The organism is Streptomyces sp. NPDC002520, from assembly GCF_053595235.1.
This window is the reverse complement of the sequence record NZ_JBSFXG010000054.1, coordinates 1-16,487: the sequence shown is the minus strand read 5'-3', so window position 1 is coordinate 16,487 and position 16,487 is coordinate 1. Positions and strand designations below refer to the sequence as shown.

The window sequence follows — 16,487 nt, the reverse complement described above, 5'->3', positions numbered from 1 at the left end:
CATAGGTTGATTGAATCAATAATGCATAGTGCAGTCATGACAGACATCGAGTTCGCATGGACTGCACTGGGCGGCGATCCCGCCCTGGTTTCACGTGTGGCTGCTGTCGAGCGCCCGGGAGCCCTGGAAGCGCGCCTGCCCGTGCGGCAGTTGGCGCGTGCGTGCGTCGGCGCGTGTGCGCTGGCCGCGGCCGAGTTGGGGGCGCTGCGGGCCGGGCTCGCCGAGGTGCCGCAGGCGCAGGTGGACGACGGCGCGGTCGCCGCCGCCTTCCACAGCGAGCGGCTGCTGCACGTCGACGGGCGGCAGCCGGTCGCCTTCGCGCCGCTGTCCCGGTTCTGGCGGACGGCCGACGGCTGGGTGCGCACGCACGCCAACTACCCGCACCACCGGGCCCGGTTGCTCGGGGCGCTGGGCCTGCCCGCGAGCGCCTCGGCGCAGGACGTGGCCGACCGGCTCGCCGAACGCTCCGCTCTGGATGCCGAGGAGGCGGTGTACGGCGCCGGTGGCCTCGCCGTGGCCCTGCGCACGCCCGCGGAGTGGGCGGCTCACCCGCAGGCCGCCGAGGTGGCCGCACGGCCGCTGGTGGAGCGCGCGCGGCCGGACTCGGCACACGCGCGCGTGCTCCCGCCGCTCGACCCGGCCGCCGCTGCCCTGCTGCCCGCCGCCGGGCTCCGTGTCCTCGACCTGACGCGCGTGCTGGCCGGGCCCGTCGCCACCCGCACCCTCGCGCTGCTCGGCGCGGACGTCCTGCGCGTGGACGCCCCGCAGCTGCCCGAACTCCCGGACCAGCACGCGGACACGGGCTTCGGCAAGCGGTCGGCGACCCTCGGCCTGGCCGCCGGCCGGGACACCTTCGAGGAGCTGCTGGCCTCGGCGGACGTCGTGGTCACGGGCTACCGGCCGGGCGCCCTGGACCGGTTCGGGCTGTCCCCGGAGGCGCTGGCCGAGCGGCGCCCGGGACTGGTCGTGGCACAGGTCTCGGCGTGGGGCGCGTACGGGCCCTGGGGCGGGCGGCGCGGCTTCGACAGCCTGGTGCAGGTCGCGACCGGCATCGCGGTGACCGAGGGCTCGGCCGGAGAGCCCGGTGCGCTGCCCGCCCAGGCCCTGGACCACGGCACCGGCTATCTGCTGGCGGCGGCCGTGCTGCGGGCGCTGACCGAGCGGTCGTACGACGGACACGGCCGGAGCGTGCGGCTGGCGCTCGCCCGGACCGCGCGCTGGCTGACGGACGGGATCCGGCCGGTCCCGGACACCGGTTCCCCGTACGAGGGCCCGGACGCCTGGCTGGCCGAGACGGACAGCCGCCTCGGCCGGCTGCGGCACGCCCGGCCACCGGTGTCCTTCACGGGCGGCCCGGCCGGCTGGGCGCGCCCGCCGGTGCCCTGGGGCTCGGACGCGCCCACCTGGACGTGACCAACCGACTGATCGACTCTCCCGGACCCGAACAACCATTGGGTTGATTCGGTCGAGTTGATTCGGTCGAGTTGATTCAGTCGTTGGTGACCATCACCTTGAGCGCGGTGCGTTCGTCCATCGCCTTGTAGCCGTCCGGTACGCCCTCGATGCCGACGGTCATGTCGAACACAGGGCTGGGGTCGATCGTGCCGTCGAGGACGTCGGGCAGCAGGTCGGGGATGTAGGCGCGGACCGGGGCGACGCCGCCGCGCAGGGCGATGTTCCGGTCGAACATGACGCCGAGGTCGAGGCCGGTGCCGCTGCCGTGGGGGACGCCCACGAAGCCGATCGCGCCGCCGCTGCGAGTGATGTTCACGGCCGTCCGCATGGACTGCTCGGTGCCGACCGCCTCGATCACGGCGTGCGCGCCCTGGCCGCGGGTGAGAGCGTGGACGGCCTCGACGGCCGCGTCCCCGCGCTCGGCGACGACGTCGGTGGCGCCGAAGCGGCGCGCGATGTCGGTGCGGACCTCGTGGCGGCCCAGTGCGATGATCCGCTCGGCGCCGAGCCGCTTGGCGGCCAGCACCGCGCACAGGCCGACCGCGCCGTCACCGACCACGGCGACCGTGGCGCCCGGGCGGGCGCCCGCGCCGAGGGCGGCATGGTGGCCGGTGCCCATGACGTCGGAGAGGGTCAGCAGGGCGGACAGCAGACGGTCGTCCGAGGCCGCCTCCTTGGGCAACTGGACCAGGGTGCCGTCGGCGAACGGAACGCGCACGGCCTCGCCCTGGCCACCGTCGTAGCCGACCGAGCCCCAGAAGCCGCCGTGCTCGCAGGAGGTCGTCAGGCCCTCGCGGCAGTACTCGCAGACGCCGTCGGACCACATGAAGGGCGCGACCACGAGGTCACCGCGCCGCACGGTGCCCACCTCGGAGCCGGTCTCCTCGACGACGCCGAGAAACTCGTGCCCGATGCGCTGACCGGGCTGCCGGGCCGCCTCACCGCGGTAGGCAGGCCCACAGATCGCTGCCGCAGATGCAGGCGCGCAGCACACGCACGACGGCGTCGGTGGGCAACTGCACCACAGGCTCGGGAACGTCCTCCACGCGCATGTCGTACGGGGCGTGAATGGTGGTGGCGCGCATGGCGAGCATCCTTCTCGTGCGGAGCTGTCGGGGCGCTCAGGGGGTGGTCGAGCGCACTTCACCGTACGTCGCCGCACCACCGGGCCGCTCGCCGAGGGTGCCCCGGGCCGACGGCTGCCGGCCCGGCCCCCGCAGGACCCGCCCCGCGCCGCGCCTACACTCCCGCCGCTCCCAGCAGGCTGCCCGCCGCGTACGTCACCCCCATCGCGAGCGCGCCGCCCACCACGTTCCGCAGCACCGCCCGCTTCGTGTCCGCGGCTCCCAGCCGGGCGCTGCACCACCCGGTGAGCACCAGGGCGGCCAGGACGGAGACCACGGTCACGGGGAGCCGCCAGTCGGCCGGCGGGAGCACGATGGCCAGCAGGGGCAGCAGCGCGCCCACGGTGAAGGACAGGAAGCTCGCCCAGGCCGCGTGCCAGGGATTGGTCAGCTCGTCCGGGTCGATTCCCAGCTCCACGCGCGCGTGGGCCCTCAGCGCGTCCCGCGCGGTGAGTTGCTCGGCGGCCTCCAGGGCCACCTCCCGGGACAGGCCGCGCGACTCCAACAGCTCGGTCAGCTCGACCAGTTCGGCTTCCGGCTGCTCCGTCAGCTCGCGCTTCTCCATGGCCAGCGCGGCCAACTCGGAGTCGCGCTGGGTGGAGACGGAGACGTACTCACCGGCCGCCATGGACATCGAGCCGGCGAGCAGCCCGGCGAGGCCCGCGGTGAGCAGGGTGGCCCGGTCCCCCGTCGCGCCGGCGACTCCGACGACGATGCCCGCGGTGGAGACGATGCCGTCGTTCGCACCCAGCACGGCAGCGCGCAGCCAGTTCAGTCGCGAGCCGAGCCCGCCTTGGTGGGCCTCGTCATGGGTTGGTTCCGTCACATGACGGAGGATCGCACCCTGAAGGCCACCACACCCGTACCGACCCCCCGGGAGGCAACCACACCCGCACCGCACCCGCACCGCACCCGTCCCGCCCCCCCCGGCGGCACCACAGAGGCGCCCCGTCCCGTCCGGCCACCCGGCCCGCACCGCCGCCCCCAGCCACCAGGGGACTCGCCGCCCGCGGCACGCCCCCTCCTCCCCCTCCTCCCCCTCCCCGGCCGACCCCGCGCGAACTGGTCCCGCCACCGGCCGAGTTCGCGGCCGTACCGCACGCACGCGCGTGCGGCGGCCGAGCAGGAGGGCGGACGCGGGACGGCACTGTCGGTCGTGGCCCGTATCCTCAATGACCATGCTCGAAGACCGTGCGACCGCAGTGTCCTCCCCCACCCAGTGGCCGGCCGCGTATCCGAAGGGATACGCGGTCGTTGACGTGGAGACCACCGGCCTGGCCCGGGACGACCGGATCATCTCGGCGGCCGTCTACCGGCTGGACGCGCGCGGCGAGGTCGAGGACCACTGGTACACGCTGGTCAACCCGGAGCGTGATCCGGGACCCGTCTGGATACACGGTCTGACGAGCGACGTGCTCGAGGGCGCGCCGCTCTTCGCGGACGTCGCGGAGGAGTTCGCGGCCCGCCTGGAGGGCCGGGTGCTGGTCGCGCACAACGCGGTCTTCGACTGGCAGATGATCGCCCGGGAGTACGCGCGCGCCGAGCGCGAGGCGCCGGTGCGTCAGCGGCTGTGCACCATCGCCCTCTCCAAGGAGCTGGCGCTGCCGCTGCCCAACTTCAAGCTGGAGTCGCTCGCGGCGCACTTCGGGGTCGTACAGCAGCGGGCGCACCACGCGCTGGACGACGCGCGCGTGCTCGCCGAGGCGTTCCGGCCCAGTCTGCGGGCCGCGGCGGCGGGCGGTGTACGGCTGCCGCTGCTGGAGTGCCGGCCGCTGACGGAGTGGTCGGACACGCCCCGGATCGGCCGGCAGGCGAGCGGGGGCTACGGCGGCTACCGGACGAGCAGTTGGCGCCCGTCCCGGAAGCGGCCCGCGTGCCCTCACCCCAACCCGGGCCGCTACGAAGACGGCAAACGTCTCAAACAGGGCATGCGGGTGGCGTTCTCCGGGGACACCTCCACCGAGCGGGAGCTGCTGGAGGACCGGGCGACCGAGGCCGGGCTGCACGTGGCGACGAGCCTGTCCCGGCTGACCAGCCTGCTGGTCACCAACGACCCCGACTCGGGCACCTCGAAGGTGGTCAAGGCCCGCCAGTTCGGCACGCCGGTCCTCGACGAGGCAGCGTTCGGGCAGTTGCTGAGGGATGTCGAGCCGGCCGACGACTGACGGGCCTCACGCCCACCGGGCCCCGCCGGCGAACGAGGCGAACGACCGGACGCCCCCACGGAGCCCGTCGGCGAGCCACCGGACGCCCGCCCCCGCGGCCCCGCCCGCAGCCGACCGTACGGACGGGTGATTCCCCGCGACTCGCCCGGCGCCCGCTCGCCCGGACGTCGGCGACGGCTCACGCTGTGCCGCATGGCGACGTGTGAAGTTTGCGGCAATGACTACGGAATGACCTTCGAGGTCCACGCGCAGGGCGCGGTGCACGTGTTCGACTGCTTCTCCTGCGCGATCCACCGTATGGCCCCTATCTGTGAGCACTGCCGGGTGCAGATCATCGGCCAGGGCGTGGAGGTGGAGGGCCACTGGTACTGCGGCGCCCACTGCGCCCGCGCCGAGGGCCGGACGGGGGTGGTGGACCGCGTGTGACCGGTACCCGCCCGAATGCACCCCACGGACCGGAGGTACCTTCGTGGGGTGCACCGCTACCGCTTCCTGCTGACCCGCCAGTGGGTGATCCTCACCCTCTTCGCGATCGCGCTGATCCCCACGATGATCAGGCTCGGCTTCTGGCAGCAGCACCGGTACGAAGAGCGCACCGCCCGTAACAACCTGGTCTCCGCCGCGCTGCACGCCGAGCCCGTGCCCGTGGAGCGGCTCACCTCCCCCGGGCACGCCGTGACCCGCACCGAGAAGTACCGGACCGTCACGGCGACCGGCACCTTCGACACCTCCCGCGAGGTCGTGGTCCGGCGCCGGACCAACGCCGACGACGAGGTCGGCTTCCACGTCCTGACCCCGTTGGTCCTGACGGACGGCAAGGTGCTGCTGGTCAACCGGGGCTGGATCCCCGCGAACGGGGTGCAGACCGCCTTCCCGAAGATCCCCGCGCCACCGGCGGGCCGCACCACCATCACCGGGCGACTGAAGGCCGACGAGACCACCGCGGCGAGCGGCATCAAGAACGTCGAGGGCCTGCCCGACCGGCAGATCATGCTGATCAACAGCGCGGAGGAGGCGCGCCGGCTGGGCGCGAAGGTGCTCGGCGGCTACGTCGAGCAGACCGCGCCGGAGTCGAAGGACGGCTCGCCGGAGCAGATCTCCAGCCCCGGCAGCGAGGACGCCCCGCTGAACTACGCGTACATGATCCAGTGGTGGCTGTTCGCCGCGGGCGTCCCGGTGGGCTGGTGGTTCCTGGTCCGGCGGGAGATCCGGGACCGCGAGGAGGCCCCGGCCGAGGAGCAGCCCGAGGAGACGGAACCGGCGGCCGTCTGACGGCGGTCGCCCCGGGGAGGTCGGCACCGGTCGCCCCGAAGTGTGACGGCAGCGGTCCCGGCGAGGGACGTCACTCCCCCGGCGCACCACCTGGTTCGCCCTGTGGCCCGGCGGGAACCCGCATCCCGTGAACGCGCGCATCGAGGACTACGCCCTCATCGGGGACGAGCAGACCGCGGCTCTGGTCGGCAAGGACGGCTCGATCGACTGGCTGTGCCTGCCCCGCTTCGACTCGGGCGCCTGCTTCGCCAAGCTCCTGGGCGGTGAGGACAACGGCCACTGGCGGATCGCTCCCGCGGGAGCGGACACCTGCACGCGCCGCGCCTACCGGCCCGACACCCTCGTCCTCGACACCGAGTGGGAGACCCCCGAGGGCACGGTCCGGGTGACCGACCTGATGCCGCAGCGCGACCGCGCCCCCGACGTCGTACGCATCGTGGAGGGGGTCAGCGGGCGCGTCACCGTGCGGAGCACGCTCCGGCTGCGCTTCGACTACGGCTCGATCGTGCCGTGGATGCGCCGCTCCGACGGTCACCGGGTGGCCGTCGCGGGCCCGGACTCGGTGTGGCTGCGCAGCGAGCCGGCCGTGCGCGTCTGGGGCGAGGACTTCAGCACCCGGGCGGAGTTCACCGTCGCCGCGGGCGAACGGGTCGCGTTCGTGCTCACCTGGCATCCCTCGCACGAGCAGCGTCCGCCGCTCGTCGACCCGTACCAGGCGCTGGCGGCCAGTACCCGCGACTGGCAGCAGTGGGCGGCGCGCTGCAGCTACAAAGGGCCGCACCGGGACGCCGTCGTACGCTCCCTGATCACGCTCAAGGCCCTCACCTACGCGCCCACGGGCGGGATCGTCGCCGCGGCGACGACCTCGCTGCCCGAGGAGCTTGGCGGGGTGCGCAACTGGGACTACCGGTACTGCTGGCTGCGCGACGCCACCCTCACCCTCGGCGCCCTGCTGTCGGCGGGCTACCAGAAGGAGGCCGCGGCCTGGCGCAACTGGCTGCTGCGCGCGGTCGCGGGCGACCCGGCGGACCTGCAGATCATGTACGGCCTGGCGGGCGAGCGCCGACTGCCGGAGTGGGAGCTGCCCTGGCTGACCGGCTTCGCCGACTCCATGCCGGTACGGGTCGGCAACGGCGCGGTGGACCAGCTCCAGCTGGACGTGTACGGCGAGGTCATGGACGCACTGTCGCTGGCCCGCACTTCGGGCCTGAGCACCAAGCCGCACATGTGGGCGCTGCAGTGCGCGCTCATGAACTTCCTGCGGACGGCATGGCGACAGCCCGACGAGGGGCTGTGGGAGGTGCGCGGCGGCCGGCGCCAGTTCGTGCACTCGAAGGTGATGGTGTGGGTGGCCGCCGACCGCGCCGTACGGACGCTGGAACAGCATCCGCACATGAAGGGGGACCGGGAGGGCTGGCGGGCGATGCGCGACGAGGTGCACCGGGAGGTGTGCGAGAAGGGGTACGACCCCCTGCGCAAGACCTTCACGCAGTACTACGGATCACGCGAGCTGGACGCCTCCCTGCTGCTGATCCCCCGCGTCGGCTTCCTGCCGCCGGACGACCCGCGGGTCGTCGGCACGGTCGACGCGATCCGCGCGGACCTCGGCCACGGGGGTTTCGTCCGCCGTTACGACACCGACGCCGTCGGCGTGGACGGCATGCCGGGCGGCGAGGGCGCCTTCCTCGCCTGCTCGTTCTGGCTCGCGGACGCCCTTCACATGACGGGCCGTACCCAGGAGGCCCGGGAGCTGTTCGCGCGGCTGCTGGACGTCACCAACGACGTGGGGCTGTTGGCCGAGGAGTACGACCCGGACCTGGGCCGGCAGCTGGGCAACTACCCGCAGGCGTTCAGCCACATCGCGCTGGTGAACACCGCCCTCACCCTGTTCGGCGACGAGGCGCTCACGCTCGGGGCAGGATAGGGGCCATGGATCTTGGACTGAAGGACCAGGTGTACATCGTCACCGGCGCTACGCGCGGCCTGGGCAACGCCGCCGCGCGGGAGCTGGTCGCCGACGGGGCGAAGGTGGTCATCACCGGCCGCGACGAGAAGCGGGTGGCCGACGCGGCCGCCGAACTGGGCGGGAACGCGGTGGGCGTGGCCGTCGACAACGCGGACGCGGGCGCTCCCGAGCGGCTGATCGCTGCCGCCCGGGAGCACTTCGGCGGCTTCGACGGCATCCTCGTCAGCGTCGGCGGGCCGCCGACCGGGTTCGTCGCCGACAACACGGACGAGCAGTGGCAGGGCGCGTTCGAGTCCGTCTTCCTGGGCGCGGTGCGCCTCGCGCGGGCAGCGGCGGCCGAGTTGGGGGCGGGCGGTGTCATCGGGTTCGTGCTGTCCGGCTCGGTGCACGAGCCGATTCCGGGGCTGACGATCTCCAACGGACTGCGCCCCGGGCTCGCCGGCTTCGCCAAGTCCCTCGCGGACGAGCTGGGGCCGCGCGGGATCCGGGTGGTGGGACTGCTGCCGGCGCGCATCGACACGGATCGCGTGCGCGAGCTGGACGGCATGTCCGCGGATCCCGAGGCCGCCCGGGCGGCGAACGAGTCCCGGATCCCGTTGCGCCGGTACGGGGCGCCGGAGGAGTTCGGGCGGGTCGCCGCCTTCCTGCTGTCTCCGGCGGCCTCCTACCTGACGGGGATCATGGTGCCGGTGGACGGGGGCATGAGGCACGGGTTCTGAGGGCCCGTCTGCGGGGGCGGGTCGTGGGGGCGGACGGTGGGGGCGGGGCGTGGGGGCGGACGGTGGGGGCGGGGCGCGTGGCTCCCCGCGCCCGCCAATCGGGCGGCCTCGTGGGGGCTCTCACGTCACCCTCTCCGCACGATGTCCGACCTCTCGCAGGCGTACCTCGGCCGGAAGTGACGGCAGAGCCGCCGACTCCCTCGCGTGCGTCAGTGCCCGGGCCGTGAATTCGGACAGGGCCGTCGCCGGGTCGACGTGGGGCTCCAGTTGGAGCCAGGCACGCACCACGGGGGCCGTACCGCGGCCCGTCAGCAGGAGTTCGGTGTGGGCCACGCCCTGTTGCCGGGCCGTGTCGACGGCCAGGACGGACTCCAGGGCCCGGCCCCGCAGCAGGGCGCTGCCGCCGTCGCCGGTGTCGATCCGGATCTCGGCCAGGCGGCGGGAGCGCAGCGCGGATGTCAGCCACCACAGGGCGAGCAGGAGCAGCACGGCCAGCGCCGCGACGACCGCGGGCCACCACCAGCCGGCCTCCCGCCAGCGGGTGCGCTCGGCGCTGCTGAGCAGGACGTCGTGCGGGCCGGAGTGGAGCCACCAGTGGGGCGGCGGCGCGCCGAGGCCCACGGCGAGTACCGCGCCGCCGAGGGCGAGCAGCACCAGGCCCACGAGTGCGAGCAGGACGCGGTTGACGGCACCCCTGCGCACGGCGCTCACCTCTTCCGTCCGGGCCGGCGCACGTGTACCGAGAGCGCGGGCGGGTGGTCGAGACCGAACCCGCGGACCGCGTCGGCGAGCACGGTGTCCAGGTCCGCGTGTACGTCGTCCAGGTCGCGGAAGTGCGAGACCACATCGACGGCGGCCCGCTTACGGCGCATCCGCACCCGTACCGCGCGTACGCCGGAGATCTCCATGGCCCGGTCGCGCAGCACCAGGGCGGCGGCCTCGCGGCGCAGACCGGCGCGGACGTCGGGGTGCGGGCGCCGCATGGGCAGCAACCGGCGCAGCCCCGGGGTGACGGCGAGGAGGATCAGCCAGAGGCCGAGGGCGGCGGCGACGCCCGCGCCGGCCAGCACCCAGGTGTCGTCCAGGGGCCGCTCGGCGAGCTGCCGGGCCAGCGCACGGCGCCAGTGCATCGCCGGGCGGTGGGCGCGTACGGCGGCGATGTCGTACATGAGGAGACCCGCGCCGGCCAGCAGGACCAGGGCGACGAGGGCCGCGGGGACCCGGCGCGGCGACCAGAAGCGGCCGCTGCCGGCGGCCGGCGGGGCCGGTGGATCGTCGGAGGGCTTCTCGGTGTCGAGGACGGGCAGTCGATGGGTGGTGCCGGATGGCCGGGGCTCGCTCATGGCGTCCTCCCGTGGGGCGCGCCGGGTGCCGGTGTCAGGTGCAGGCGCTCGACCTGCACGGTGACCTCCGGCACTTCCATGCTCACCAACGCGCCTACCCGCTCCACCACTTGGCGACGCACGGCGGCGCAACGGGCACCGATGTCGGCGGGGTAACCGAGTTCGAGGACGACGCGGACGCGGACGGTGGCGACGGCGCTCCCCCCGCTCGGGCGCTGCCGGGAGTGGGGGAGGACGACGACCGTGGCGTGCGGGGGTGCGGCGCCCTCGGGCAGCGGGGCGAGGGCCTCGCGTGCGGCCTGTGCGGCGATCTTCGCGACGACGCGGTCGGCGATCCGCAGGGCGCCGCGCTCGCCCGGCGGAACGAGGGCCGGGGGCTGTCGTCGCGCGCCGGTGTCCGCGCTCACGGCGTTCACCGCCGCCGGTCGCGCCGGTCGTCGCGGGTGCGGAAGAAGTCTCCCAGTTCCAGGTCGCCCTCCAGGAACCGGCCGGCGACGAACCCGATGGCCCCCAGCGCCGCCACCAGCAGAAAGGCTCCGAACCCGCCGAAGTACCCGGCGAATGCCAGCGCCATTCCGGCGATCATGCCGACCACGGCCATGCTCATGCGGCGCTCCTCTTCTCGTCAGGCGTGCTGTGCCGGTTGTGCTCGTCGCTCGTCACTCGTCGGGCGTGCCGTGCCGGTCGCCGTCGCCCCGCCCGTCTCACTGGATGCGGGGCGGCTCGGGCTCCTCTTCCTCCTCGTCGGGGAGCTTGACGTCGCTCACCGCGATGTTGACCTCGACGACCTCGAGTCCGGTCATGCGTTCCACGGCGGCGATGACGTTCTCCCGCACGGCGCGGGCGACATCGCCGATGGAGACGCCGTAGTCCACGACGATCTCCAGGTCGAGCGCGGTCTGCACCTCACCGACCTCGGCCTTCACACCCCGGGTCACCGACTTCGCGCCGCCGGGCACACGGTCGCGCACGGCCCCGAAGGTGCGGGCCAGACCGCTGCCCATGGCGTGGACACCGAGCACGTCCCGGGCCGCCATGCCGGCGATCTTCTCCACGACACCGTCGGCGATGGTCGTCCGGCCGCGGGTCGCCGGGTCACCGCCGCCGCGCCGGGTGGCCTTGCGGGTCGACACCGGTGATTCGTTCGCTTCGTTGTCGCCGTCTGGGGTCGTCGTCATCTCGGTCATCGCCGTACGTCCCTTTCGGTGGTCGTCCTGCGCCCACCGTATGCAAGCTTGCCGGGTTGCGCGCAGGTATGCGGCAGGCTGGAGGAATGACGTCGACGTCGGACCGGTGGGCGCGGGAAGTCGGACAGCAACTGGGGCTGGGCAGGCTGCTGCCGCTGGGCGGCCCGCGGGACGGGGCGTGGATCGCGGAGGGAGCGGCCCGGGCGGTCCTGGAGGACGCGGTGACCCGGGAGGTGCCGGACGTCCGGCTGGGGACACTGCGGATCACCCTCGCCGATCCGGAGGAGCCGGAGGAGGTCCACGAGGCAGTCGTACCGCCGCCGCCGAGCGCGCTGGCGCCGGGTGCGCTGCGGGTGACGGCGGACTTCGCGGCCACCGCGGCCGAGCCGCTGCCGGCGACGGCGTCGCGGCTGCGCGCGGCCCTGGCGGCGTCCGCGCGGCGTCTGGGTCTGCGGGTCACGGAGGTGGATCTGCGGGTGACGGCTCTGCTGGAGGCGGCGGACGTGCCGCCCGCGGAGGTACGAGCACCGCGGCCGCCGCGCGCCCGGGAGGCCGCTGACCCAGACGAGTCCCTCGCGGCCACCGCAGCGCTCTCCGTACCCGGGGTGACCGGGCTGACCGGCTCACTGGGCGGCCTGGGCCGGGCGGTGCGCATCGAGTGGCGCACGGAGGACGCGGAGGGGGCCGAGGCAGCCTCCCTGCCGCGCCGGCACGTGCGCGTGGAGGTGGCGACGAGCACGGACCACCGGGCCGTCGAGGTGGCCCGGCGGGTACGTGCGGCCGTCGGGGACGCGCTGGACGATCACCCGACGGTGGCGGTACTGGTCACGGCTGTGGGGTGACCGGGACCCGGCCGTGGGTGACGGATGTCCGGCCCGTCGAGTGACCGGGACCGGCCGTGGGTGACCCATGCCCGGCCCGTCGGGCGACCGGGACCGTCCGTGGGTGACCCATGCCCGGCCCGTCGGGCGACCGGACCGGCCGTGGGTGACCCATGCCCGGCCCGTCGGGCGACCGGACCGGCCGTGGGTGACCGATGCCCGGCCCGTCGGGTGACCGGCTTCGGTGACACGGGTCAAGCGGCCGGCGCGTTCCGGCGCGTTCACGGACGCGGGCCGCTCAGCCTCCGCACGCGGCTCATTCGCCCAGGCCTGCCAGGTCCCGCAGGCGTCGGGCCTGGGCGCCGCGCTCGGCAGCGCGCTGCTCGTCGTAGGTCCGGTCGCCGGCGCCCTGCAGCAGCGCCTTGGTCTCCACCACGGCGTCGCGCGGCGCGGCCAGCATCGCGATGGCCAAGTCCCGTACGGCGCCGTCGAGTTCGTCGGCGGGCACGGCGAGGTTGGCCAGCCCGGTGGCGACCGCCTCCTCCGCCTGGACGAAGCGCCCGGTGACGCACATCTCGAGCGCGCGGGCGTACCCGACGAGGCCGACCAGCGGATGTGTGCCGGTCAGGTCGGGGACGAGACCCAGGCTGGTCTCGAGCATGGCGAACTGCACGTCGTCCGCGACGACGCGCAGGTCACAGGCGAGCGCCAACTGGAAGCCGGCACCGATGGCATGCCCCTGGACGGCGGCGATGGACACGATGTCGCTGCGTCGCCACCAGGTGAACGCCTCCTGGAACTCGGCGATGGCCCCGTCGATCCCGGCGTCGTCAAGGCGCGCGAGATCCACGAAGGTCGACTCGCCCGGGATTCCCTCCGGGGTGAACATCTGGCGGTTCAGCCCGGCGGAGAAGGACTGGCCCTCGCCGCGCAGCACTACGACGCGTACGGAGCCCGGCAGCAGCCGGCCCGCTTCGGCCAACGCCCGCCACATCGCGGGGCTCTGCGCATTGCGCTTGGCCGGGTTGGTCAGCGTCACCGTGGCGAGTGCGTCGTCGACGGTGAGCCGTACGCCGTCCTTGTCGAGTGCAGGAGTGAGGTCCTGGTCGAGCGAAGCCATGGAGCGCCTCCGAGGGGTGCGGTCGTCACGCATTGCCTTTAAGACATGCTAAGCGACTGCACAGTAACCACCCGGTCGATCACATCACCGACCGGGTGGCCACCATCGAAGCCGATGGGCCGCCCGGGGTCAGGACGATGCGGCCTTCTTGCCCCGGGTCGCTCCGCCACGCCCACGAAGCGTGACGCCCGACTCGCTGAGCATCCGGTGCACGAAGCCATACGAGCGGCCGGTCTCCTCGGCCAGCGCCCGGATGCTCGCACCGGAGTCGTACTTCTTCTTCAGGTCTGCCGCGAGCTTGTCGCGCGCGGCGCCGGTCACCCGGCTGCCCTTCTTCAGAGTCTCGGCCACCCGTGCCTCCTCATGGGAAGTGCGCTCTGGTCTCCTCATGATCACCCCTCCCGGGCGTGATGGCCACCCATTCGGCAAGGTCCGTGAGACATCGTTGTGACGACAGGAGCGCATCCCCACATGCGGAATTGATGGTTCCAGCGTGTGGCGCCCGCGGGGCCGAACGGGTGGATTCGCGAAGTGCCAGGTCAGGGACGCAAAACGGCCGATCCCTTGGGAGTCAAGGGATCGGCCGCGAAATCGATGTACGACACACCTCGGTACGAGGAGATCTCACACAGATGATGGATCACGGATCGGCCGAATGATCCATACGCAGTGGATCATTCTTTCGATCAAGCCAGGGCGACGAGATCCGCGTAGTCGGATCCCCACAGGTCCTCGACGCCGTCCGGCAGCAGGATGATCCGCTCCGGCTGGAGCGCCTCGACGGCGCCCTCGTCGTGGGTGACCAGGACGACCGCGCCCTTGTAGGTGCGCAGGGCTCCGAGGATCTCCTCGCGGCTGGCGGGGTCGAGGTTGTTGGTCGGCTCGTCCAGGAGCAGGACGTTGGCGGAGGAGACGACCAGCGTGGCGAGGGCCAGGCGGGTCTTCTCGCCGCCGGAGAGGACACCGGCCGGCTTGTCGACGTCGTCGCCGGAGAACAGGAACGAGCCGAGCACCTTGCGGACCTCGACCAGGTCCATGTCGGGGGCGGCCGAGCGCATGTTCTCCAGGACCGTGCGCTCGGGGTCGAGGGTCTCGTGCTCCTGGGCGTAGTAGCCGAGCTTGAGTCCGTGACCGGGGACGACCTTGCCGGTGTCGGGCTTCTCGACCCCGCCGAGCAGGCGCAGCAGGGTGGTCTTGCCGGCGCCGTTGAGGCCGAGGATGACGACCCGGGAGCCCTTGTCGATGGCCAGGTCGACGTCGGTGAAGATCTCCAGGGAGCCGTACGACTTCGACAGGCCCTCGGCCATCAGCGGGGTCTTGCCGCTGGGCGCGGGATCCGGGAAACGGAGCTTGGCGACCTTGTCGGACTGCCGGACGGCCTCCAGGCCGGAGAGCAGCTTGTCGGCGCGGCGGGCCATGTTCTGCGCGGCGACCGTCTTGGTGGCCTTGGCGCGCATCTTGTCGGCCTGCGCGTTGAGCACGGCGGCCTTCTTCTCGGCGTTGGCACGCTCACGCTTGCGGCGCTTCTCGTCGGCCTCGCGCTGCTGCTGGTAGAGCTTCCAGCCCATGTTGTAGACGTCGATCTGGGCGCGGTTGGCGTCCAGGTAGAAGACCTTGTTGACGACCGTCTCGACCAGGTCGACGTCGTGGGAGATCACGATGAAGCCGCCGCGGTACGTCTTCAGGTAGTCGCGCAGCCAGATGATCGAGTCCGCGTCGAGGTGGTTCGTCGGCTCGTCGAGCAGCAGGGTGTCGGCGTCCGAGAACAGGATGCGGGCCAGCTCGATACGGCGGCGCTGACCGCCGGAGAGCGTGTGCAGCGGCTGGCCGAGGACGCGGTCGGGCAGGTTGAGCGCGGCGGCGATGGTGGCGGCCTCGGCCTCGGCGGCGTACCCACCCTTGGTGAGGAACTCCGTCTCCTGGCGCTCGTACTGCTTGAGGGCCTTCTCGCGGGTGGCGCCCAGGCCGTTGGCGATGCGCTGCTCGTTGTCGCGCATCTTGCGGATCAGTACGTCGAGGCCGCGCGCGGAGAGGATGCGGTCGCGGGCGAGGATGTCCAGGTCACCGGTGCGCGGGTCCTGCGGGAGGTAGCCGACCTCACCGGTGCGGGCGATCTGGCCGGCGGCCGGGATGCCCTCGCCGGCCAGGCACTTGGTGAGGGTGGTCTTGCCCGCGCCGTTGCGGCCGACGAGGCCGATGCGGTCGCCCTTGGCGACGCGGAAGGTTGCGTTCTCGATGAGGACGCGCGCACCGGCGCGCAGCTCGATACCGGAGGCGGAGATCACGGACAGGCTCCAGGGCGTACAGAGGGGCGGTGGGCGGCTGAGGACGTTCCCGCCGTCTAATGCGCGAGGAGAATGGCCATGGGGCCAAGTCTAACGGGGCCGGGCAAGCGGTTTTTCTACGCGCGCCTGTTCGGACCGGCCGGCCGGGCGCTCGTTGCCCAGCGGTGTGCGGTCCGGGGCGATCCGGCCCAGGTCGTCCAGGGCCACGACCTGCTCCGTCCAGGCGCCTTCGGCGCAGGGCTGGGCGAGCAGCAGGGCCGCGGTGTGGCGTACCGCACGTTCGGGTGCGAAGACGCAGTCCGGGTGGGCCGGCAGCACCCAGCGCAGGTCGCCGTCGCCGGTGCGGTACGCGGTGACGCGGTGCGGGGTGACGACGGCGAGGATGCCCTTGCCGAGGGGGCGCAGGACGCCGGCGCCGCCCTGTCGGGCGAGCCAGCCGGCCGCGTCGGGGAGCGCGCGGTGCCAGCGCACGGCGCTGCCGTCGGTACCGGTGACGAGACCGTCGTCCCAGAGCGTGACCGTCCGCCCGCCCGCGGGCACCACCGCGAGCGGGCGCTGTCCCGCGCGCGCGTAGCGCCAGCGCAGTGCCCCGGTGCGGGGGTCGTGGGCCTCGACGGCGTCTCCCCGGACCCGCGGCGAACCGTCGTCGGGGTGCGGCGGCGCGGGCGCCGGCCGGCTGGTCGTGAGGCGGTCGCCGTAGGGGGCTGGGCGCATGAGGTGGGCCCCGCCGAGAAGACAGAACGCGAGGAGCGCCGCCGCGGCGGCTGCGGGACGGATCCGCGAGGGACGCGGGCGACGCGGGGCGCGTGCGGTGCGTGAGGTGCGTGAGGGGCGTGAGGGGCTCAGGCGGACGCGGCGGGAACGGGATGTCGCGCCGGCATGGGGCGAGGCGGTGGGGGGCGCGGCGACGCGGGTCGCATCGACACCGGGCAAGGCGGCGGGGGGCGCGGCGGCAGCGGGCGCGGCGACGCGGGTCGCATCGACACCGGGCAAGGCGGCGGGGGGCGCGGCGGCAGCGGGCGCGGCGTGG

At 73.5% G+C, this 16,487-nt stretch carries 17 protein-coding genes and 1 pseudogene; 7 read left to right on the top strand and 11 right to left on the bottom strand.

The features are described from left to right. Positions 1-36: 36 nt before the first annotated feature. Complete coding sequence (locus ACWD5D_RS41165) at positions 37-1,413, top strand: CoA transferase (protein WP_451377881.1); 1,377 nt, start codon at positions 37-39, stop codon at positions 1,411-1,413. Between the two features lie 76 nt (positions 1,414-1,489). On the opposite strand, the pseudogene ACWD5D_RS41160 reads toward ACWD5D_RS41165, so the two are convergent. Next, positions 1,490-2,540, bottom strand: a pseudogene (locus ACWD5D_RS41160) (zinc-dependent alcohol dehydrogenase family protein). 154 nt (positions 2,541-2,694) lie between these two features. Continuing rightward, positions 2,695-3,405 carry a VIT1/CCC1 transporter family protein gene (locus tag ACWD5D_RS41155; protein ID WP_451377880.1) on the bottom strand — a complete coding sequence of 237 codons (711 nt, stop codon included), beginning with the start codon at positions 3,403-3,405 and terminating at the stop codon, positions 2,695-2,697. A gap of 352 nt (positions 3,406-3,757) precedes the next feature. Here ACWD5D_RS41155 and ACWD5D_RS41150 point away from each other — a divergent pair, with 352 nt between their 5' ends. The 5 genes from ACWD5D_RS41150 (at position 3,758) to ACWD5D_RS41130 (ending at position 8,701) form a co-directional block, all read left to right on the top strand. Then, positions 3,758-4,744 (top strand): DEDDh family exonuclease, encoded by a 987-nt coding sequence (locus tag ACWD5D_RS41150; RefSeq protein ID WP_451377879.1) that lies wholly within the window; start codon positions 3,758-3,760, stop codon positions 4,742-4,744. A 192-nt stretch (positions 4,745-4,936) separates the two neighbouring features. After that, the gene (locus tag ACWD5D_RS41145) at positions 4,937-5,170 is read left to right on the top strand and encodes a hypothetical protein (RefSeq protein ID WP_356943068.1); all 234 of its coding nucleotides are present in this window, start codon (positions 4,937-4,939) and stop codon (positions 5,168-5,170) included. Positions 5,171-5,218: 48 nt separating this feature from the next. After that, positions 5,219-6,016, top strand: coding sequence for an SURF1 family cytochrome oxidase biogenesis protein (locus ACWD5D_RS41140; RefSeq protein WP_451377878.1), 798 nt, complete (start codon positions 5,219-5,221; stop codon positions 6,014-6,016). A gap of 127 nt (positions 6,017-6,143) precedes the next feature. Continuing rightward, complete coding sequence (locus ACWD5D_RS41135; RefSeq protein ID WP_451377877.1) at positions 6,144-7,940, top strand: glycoside hydrolase family 15 protein; 1,797 nt, start codon at positions 6,144-6,146, stop codon at positions 7,938-7,940. 5 nt (positions 7,941-7,945) lie between these two features. After that, entirely contained in the window at positions 7,946-8,701 is a 756-nt protein-coding gene (locus ACWD5D_RS41130) for an SDR family oxidoreductase (RefSeq protein WP_451377876.1), read from the top strand. Positions 8,702-8,821: 120 nt separating this feature from the next. Here the strand turns inward: ACWD5D_RS41130 and amaP are convergent, their stop codons facing one another. From amaP to ACWD5D_RS41105, 5 genes are all read right to left on the bottom strand, one after another. Beyond that, a complete protein-coding gene (amaP, locus tag ACWD5D_RS41125) occupies positions 8,822-9,412 on the bottom strand; it encodes an alkaline shock response membrane anchor protein AmaP (protein WP_451377875.1) in 591 nt (196 codons plus the stop codon). Beyond that, on the bottom strand, positions 9,409-10,044 hold the full coding sequence (locus ACWD5D_RS41120; RefSeq protein ID WP_451377874.1) for a DUF6286 domain-containing protein: 636 nt from the start codon (positions 10,042-10,044) through the stop codon (positions 9,409-9,411). The genes amaP and ACWD5D_RS41120 overlap by 4 nt, the downstream gene beginning before the upstream one ends. Further along, complete coding sequence (locus ACWD5D_RS41115) at positions 10,041-10,460, bottom strand: hypothetical protein (RefSeq protein WP_451377873.1); 420 nt, start codon at positions 10,458-10,460, stop codon at positions 10,041-10,043. Before ACWD5D_RS41115 ends, ACWD5D_RS41120 begins: the two co-directional genes overlap by 4 nt. Next, a complete protein-coding gene (locus tag ACWD5D_RS41110; protein WP_451377872.1) occupies positions 10,457-10,651 on the bottom strand; it encodes a hypothetical protein in 195 nt (64 codons plus the stop codon). The genes ACWD5D_RS41115 and ACWD5D_RS41110 overlap by 4 nt, the downstream gene beginning before the upstream one ends. 97 nt (positions 10,652-10,748) lie before the next feature. After that, positions 10,749-11,231: an Asp23/Gls24 family envelope stress response protein gene (locus ACWD5D_RS41105; RefSeq protein WP_451377871.1), complete on the bottom strand. Its 483-nt coding sequence runs from the start codon at positions 11,229-11,231 to the stop codon at positions 10,749-10,751. 86 nt (positions 11,232-11,317) lie between these two features. On the opposite strand from ACWD5D_RS41105, the gene ACWD5D_RS41100 reads away from it, so the two are divergent. Next, positions 11,318-12,073 (top strand): nucleopolyhedrovirus P10 family protein, encoded by a 756-nt coding sequence (locus tag ACWD5D_RS41100; protein WP_451377870.1) that lies wholly within the window; start codon positions 11,318-11,320, stop codon positions 12,071-12,073. 295 nt (positions 12,074-12,368) lie between these two features. On the opposite strand, the gene ACWD5D_RS41095 is transcribed toward ACWD5D_RS41100, so the two are convergent. From ACWD5D_RS41095 to ACWD5D_RS41080, 4 genes are all read right to left on the bottom strand, one after another. Beyond that, positions 12,369-13,172: an enoyl-CoA hydratase/isomerase family protein gene (locus ACWD5D_RS41095; protein ID WP_451377869.1), complete on the bottom strand. Its 804-nt coding sequence runs from the start codon at positions 13,170-13,172 to the stop codon at positions 12,369-12,371. 129 nt (positions 13,173-13,301) lie between these two features. Next, positions 13,302-13,523, bottom strand: coding sequence for a helix-turn-helix domain-containing protein (locus tag ACWD5D_RS41090; RefSeq protein ID WP_004002281.1), 222 nt, complete (start codon positions 13,521-13,523; stop codon positions 13,302-13,304). Positions 13,524-13,858: 335 nt separating this feature from the next. Beyond that, complete coding sequence (locus ACWD5D_RS41085; RefSeq protein ID WP_451377868.1) at positions 13,859-15,457, bottom strand: ABC-F family ATP-binding cassette domain-containing protein; 1,599 nt, start codon at positions 15,455-15,457, stop codon at positions 13,859-13,861. A 90-nt stretch (positions 15,458-15,547) separates the two neighbouring features. Next, the coding region (locus tag ACWD5D_RS41080) for a hypothetical protein (RefSeq protein WP_451377867.1) at positions 15,548-16,487 on the bottom strand (940 nt) is incomplete at its 5' end.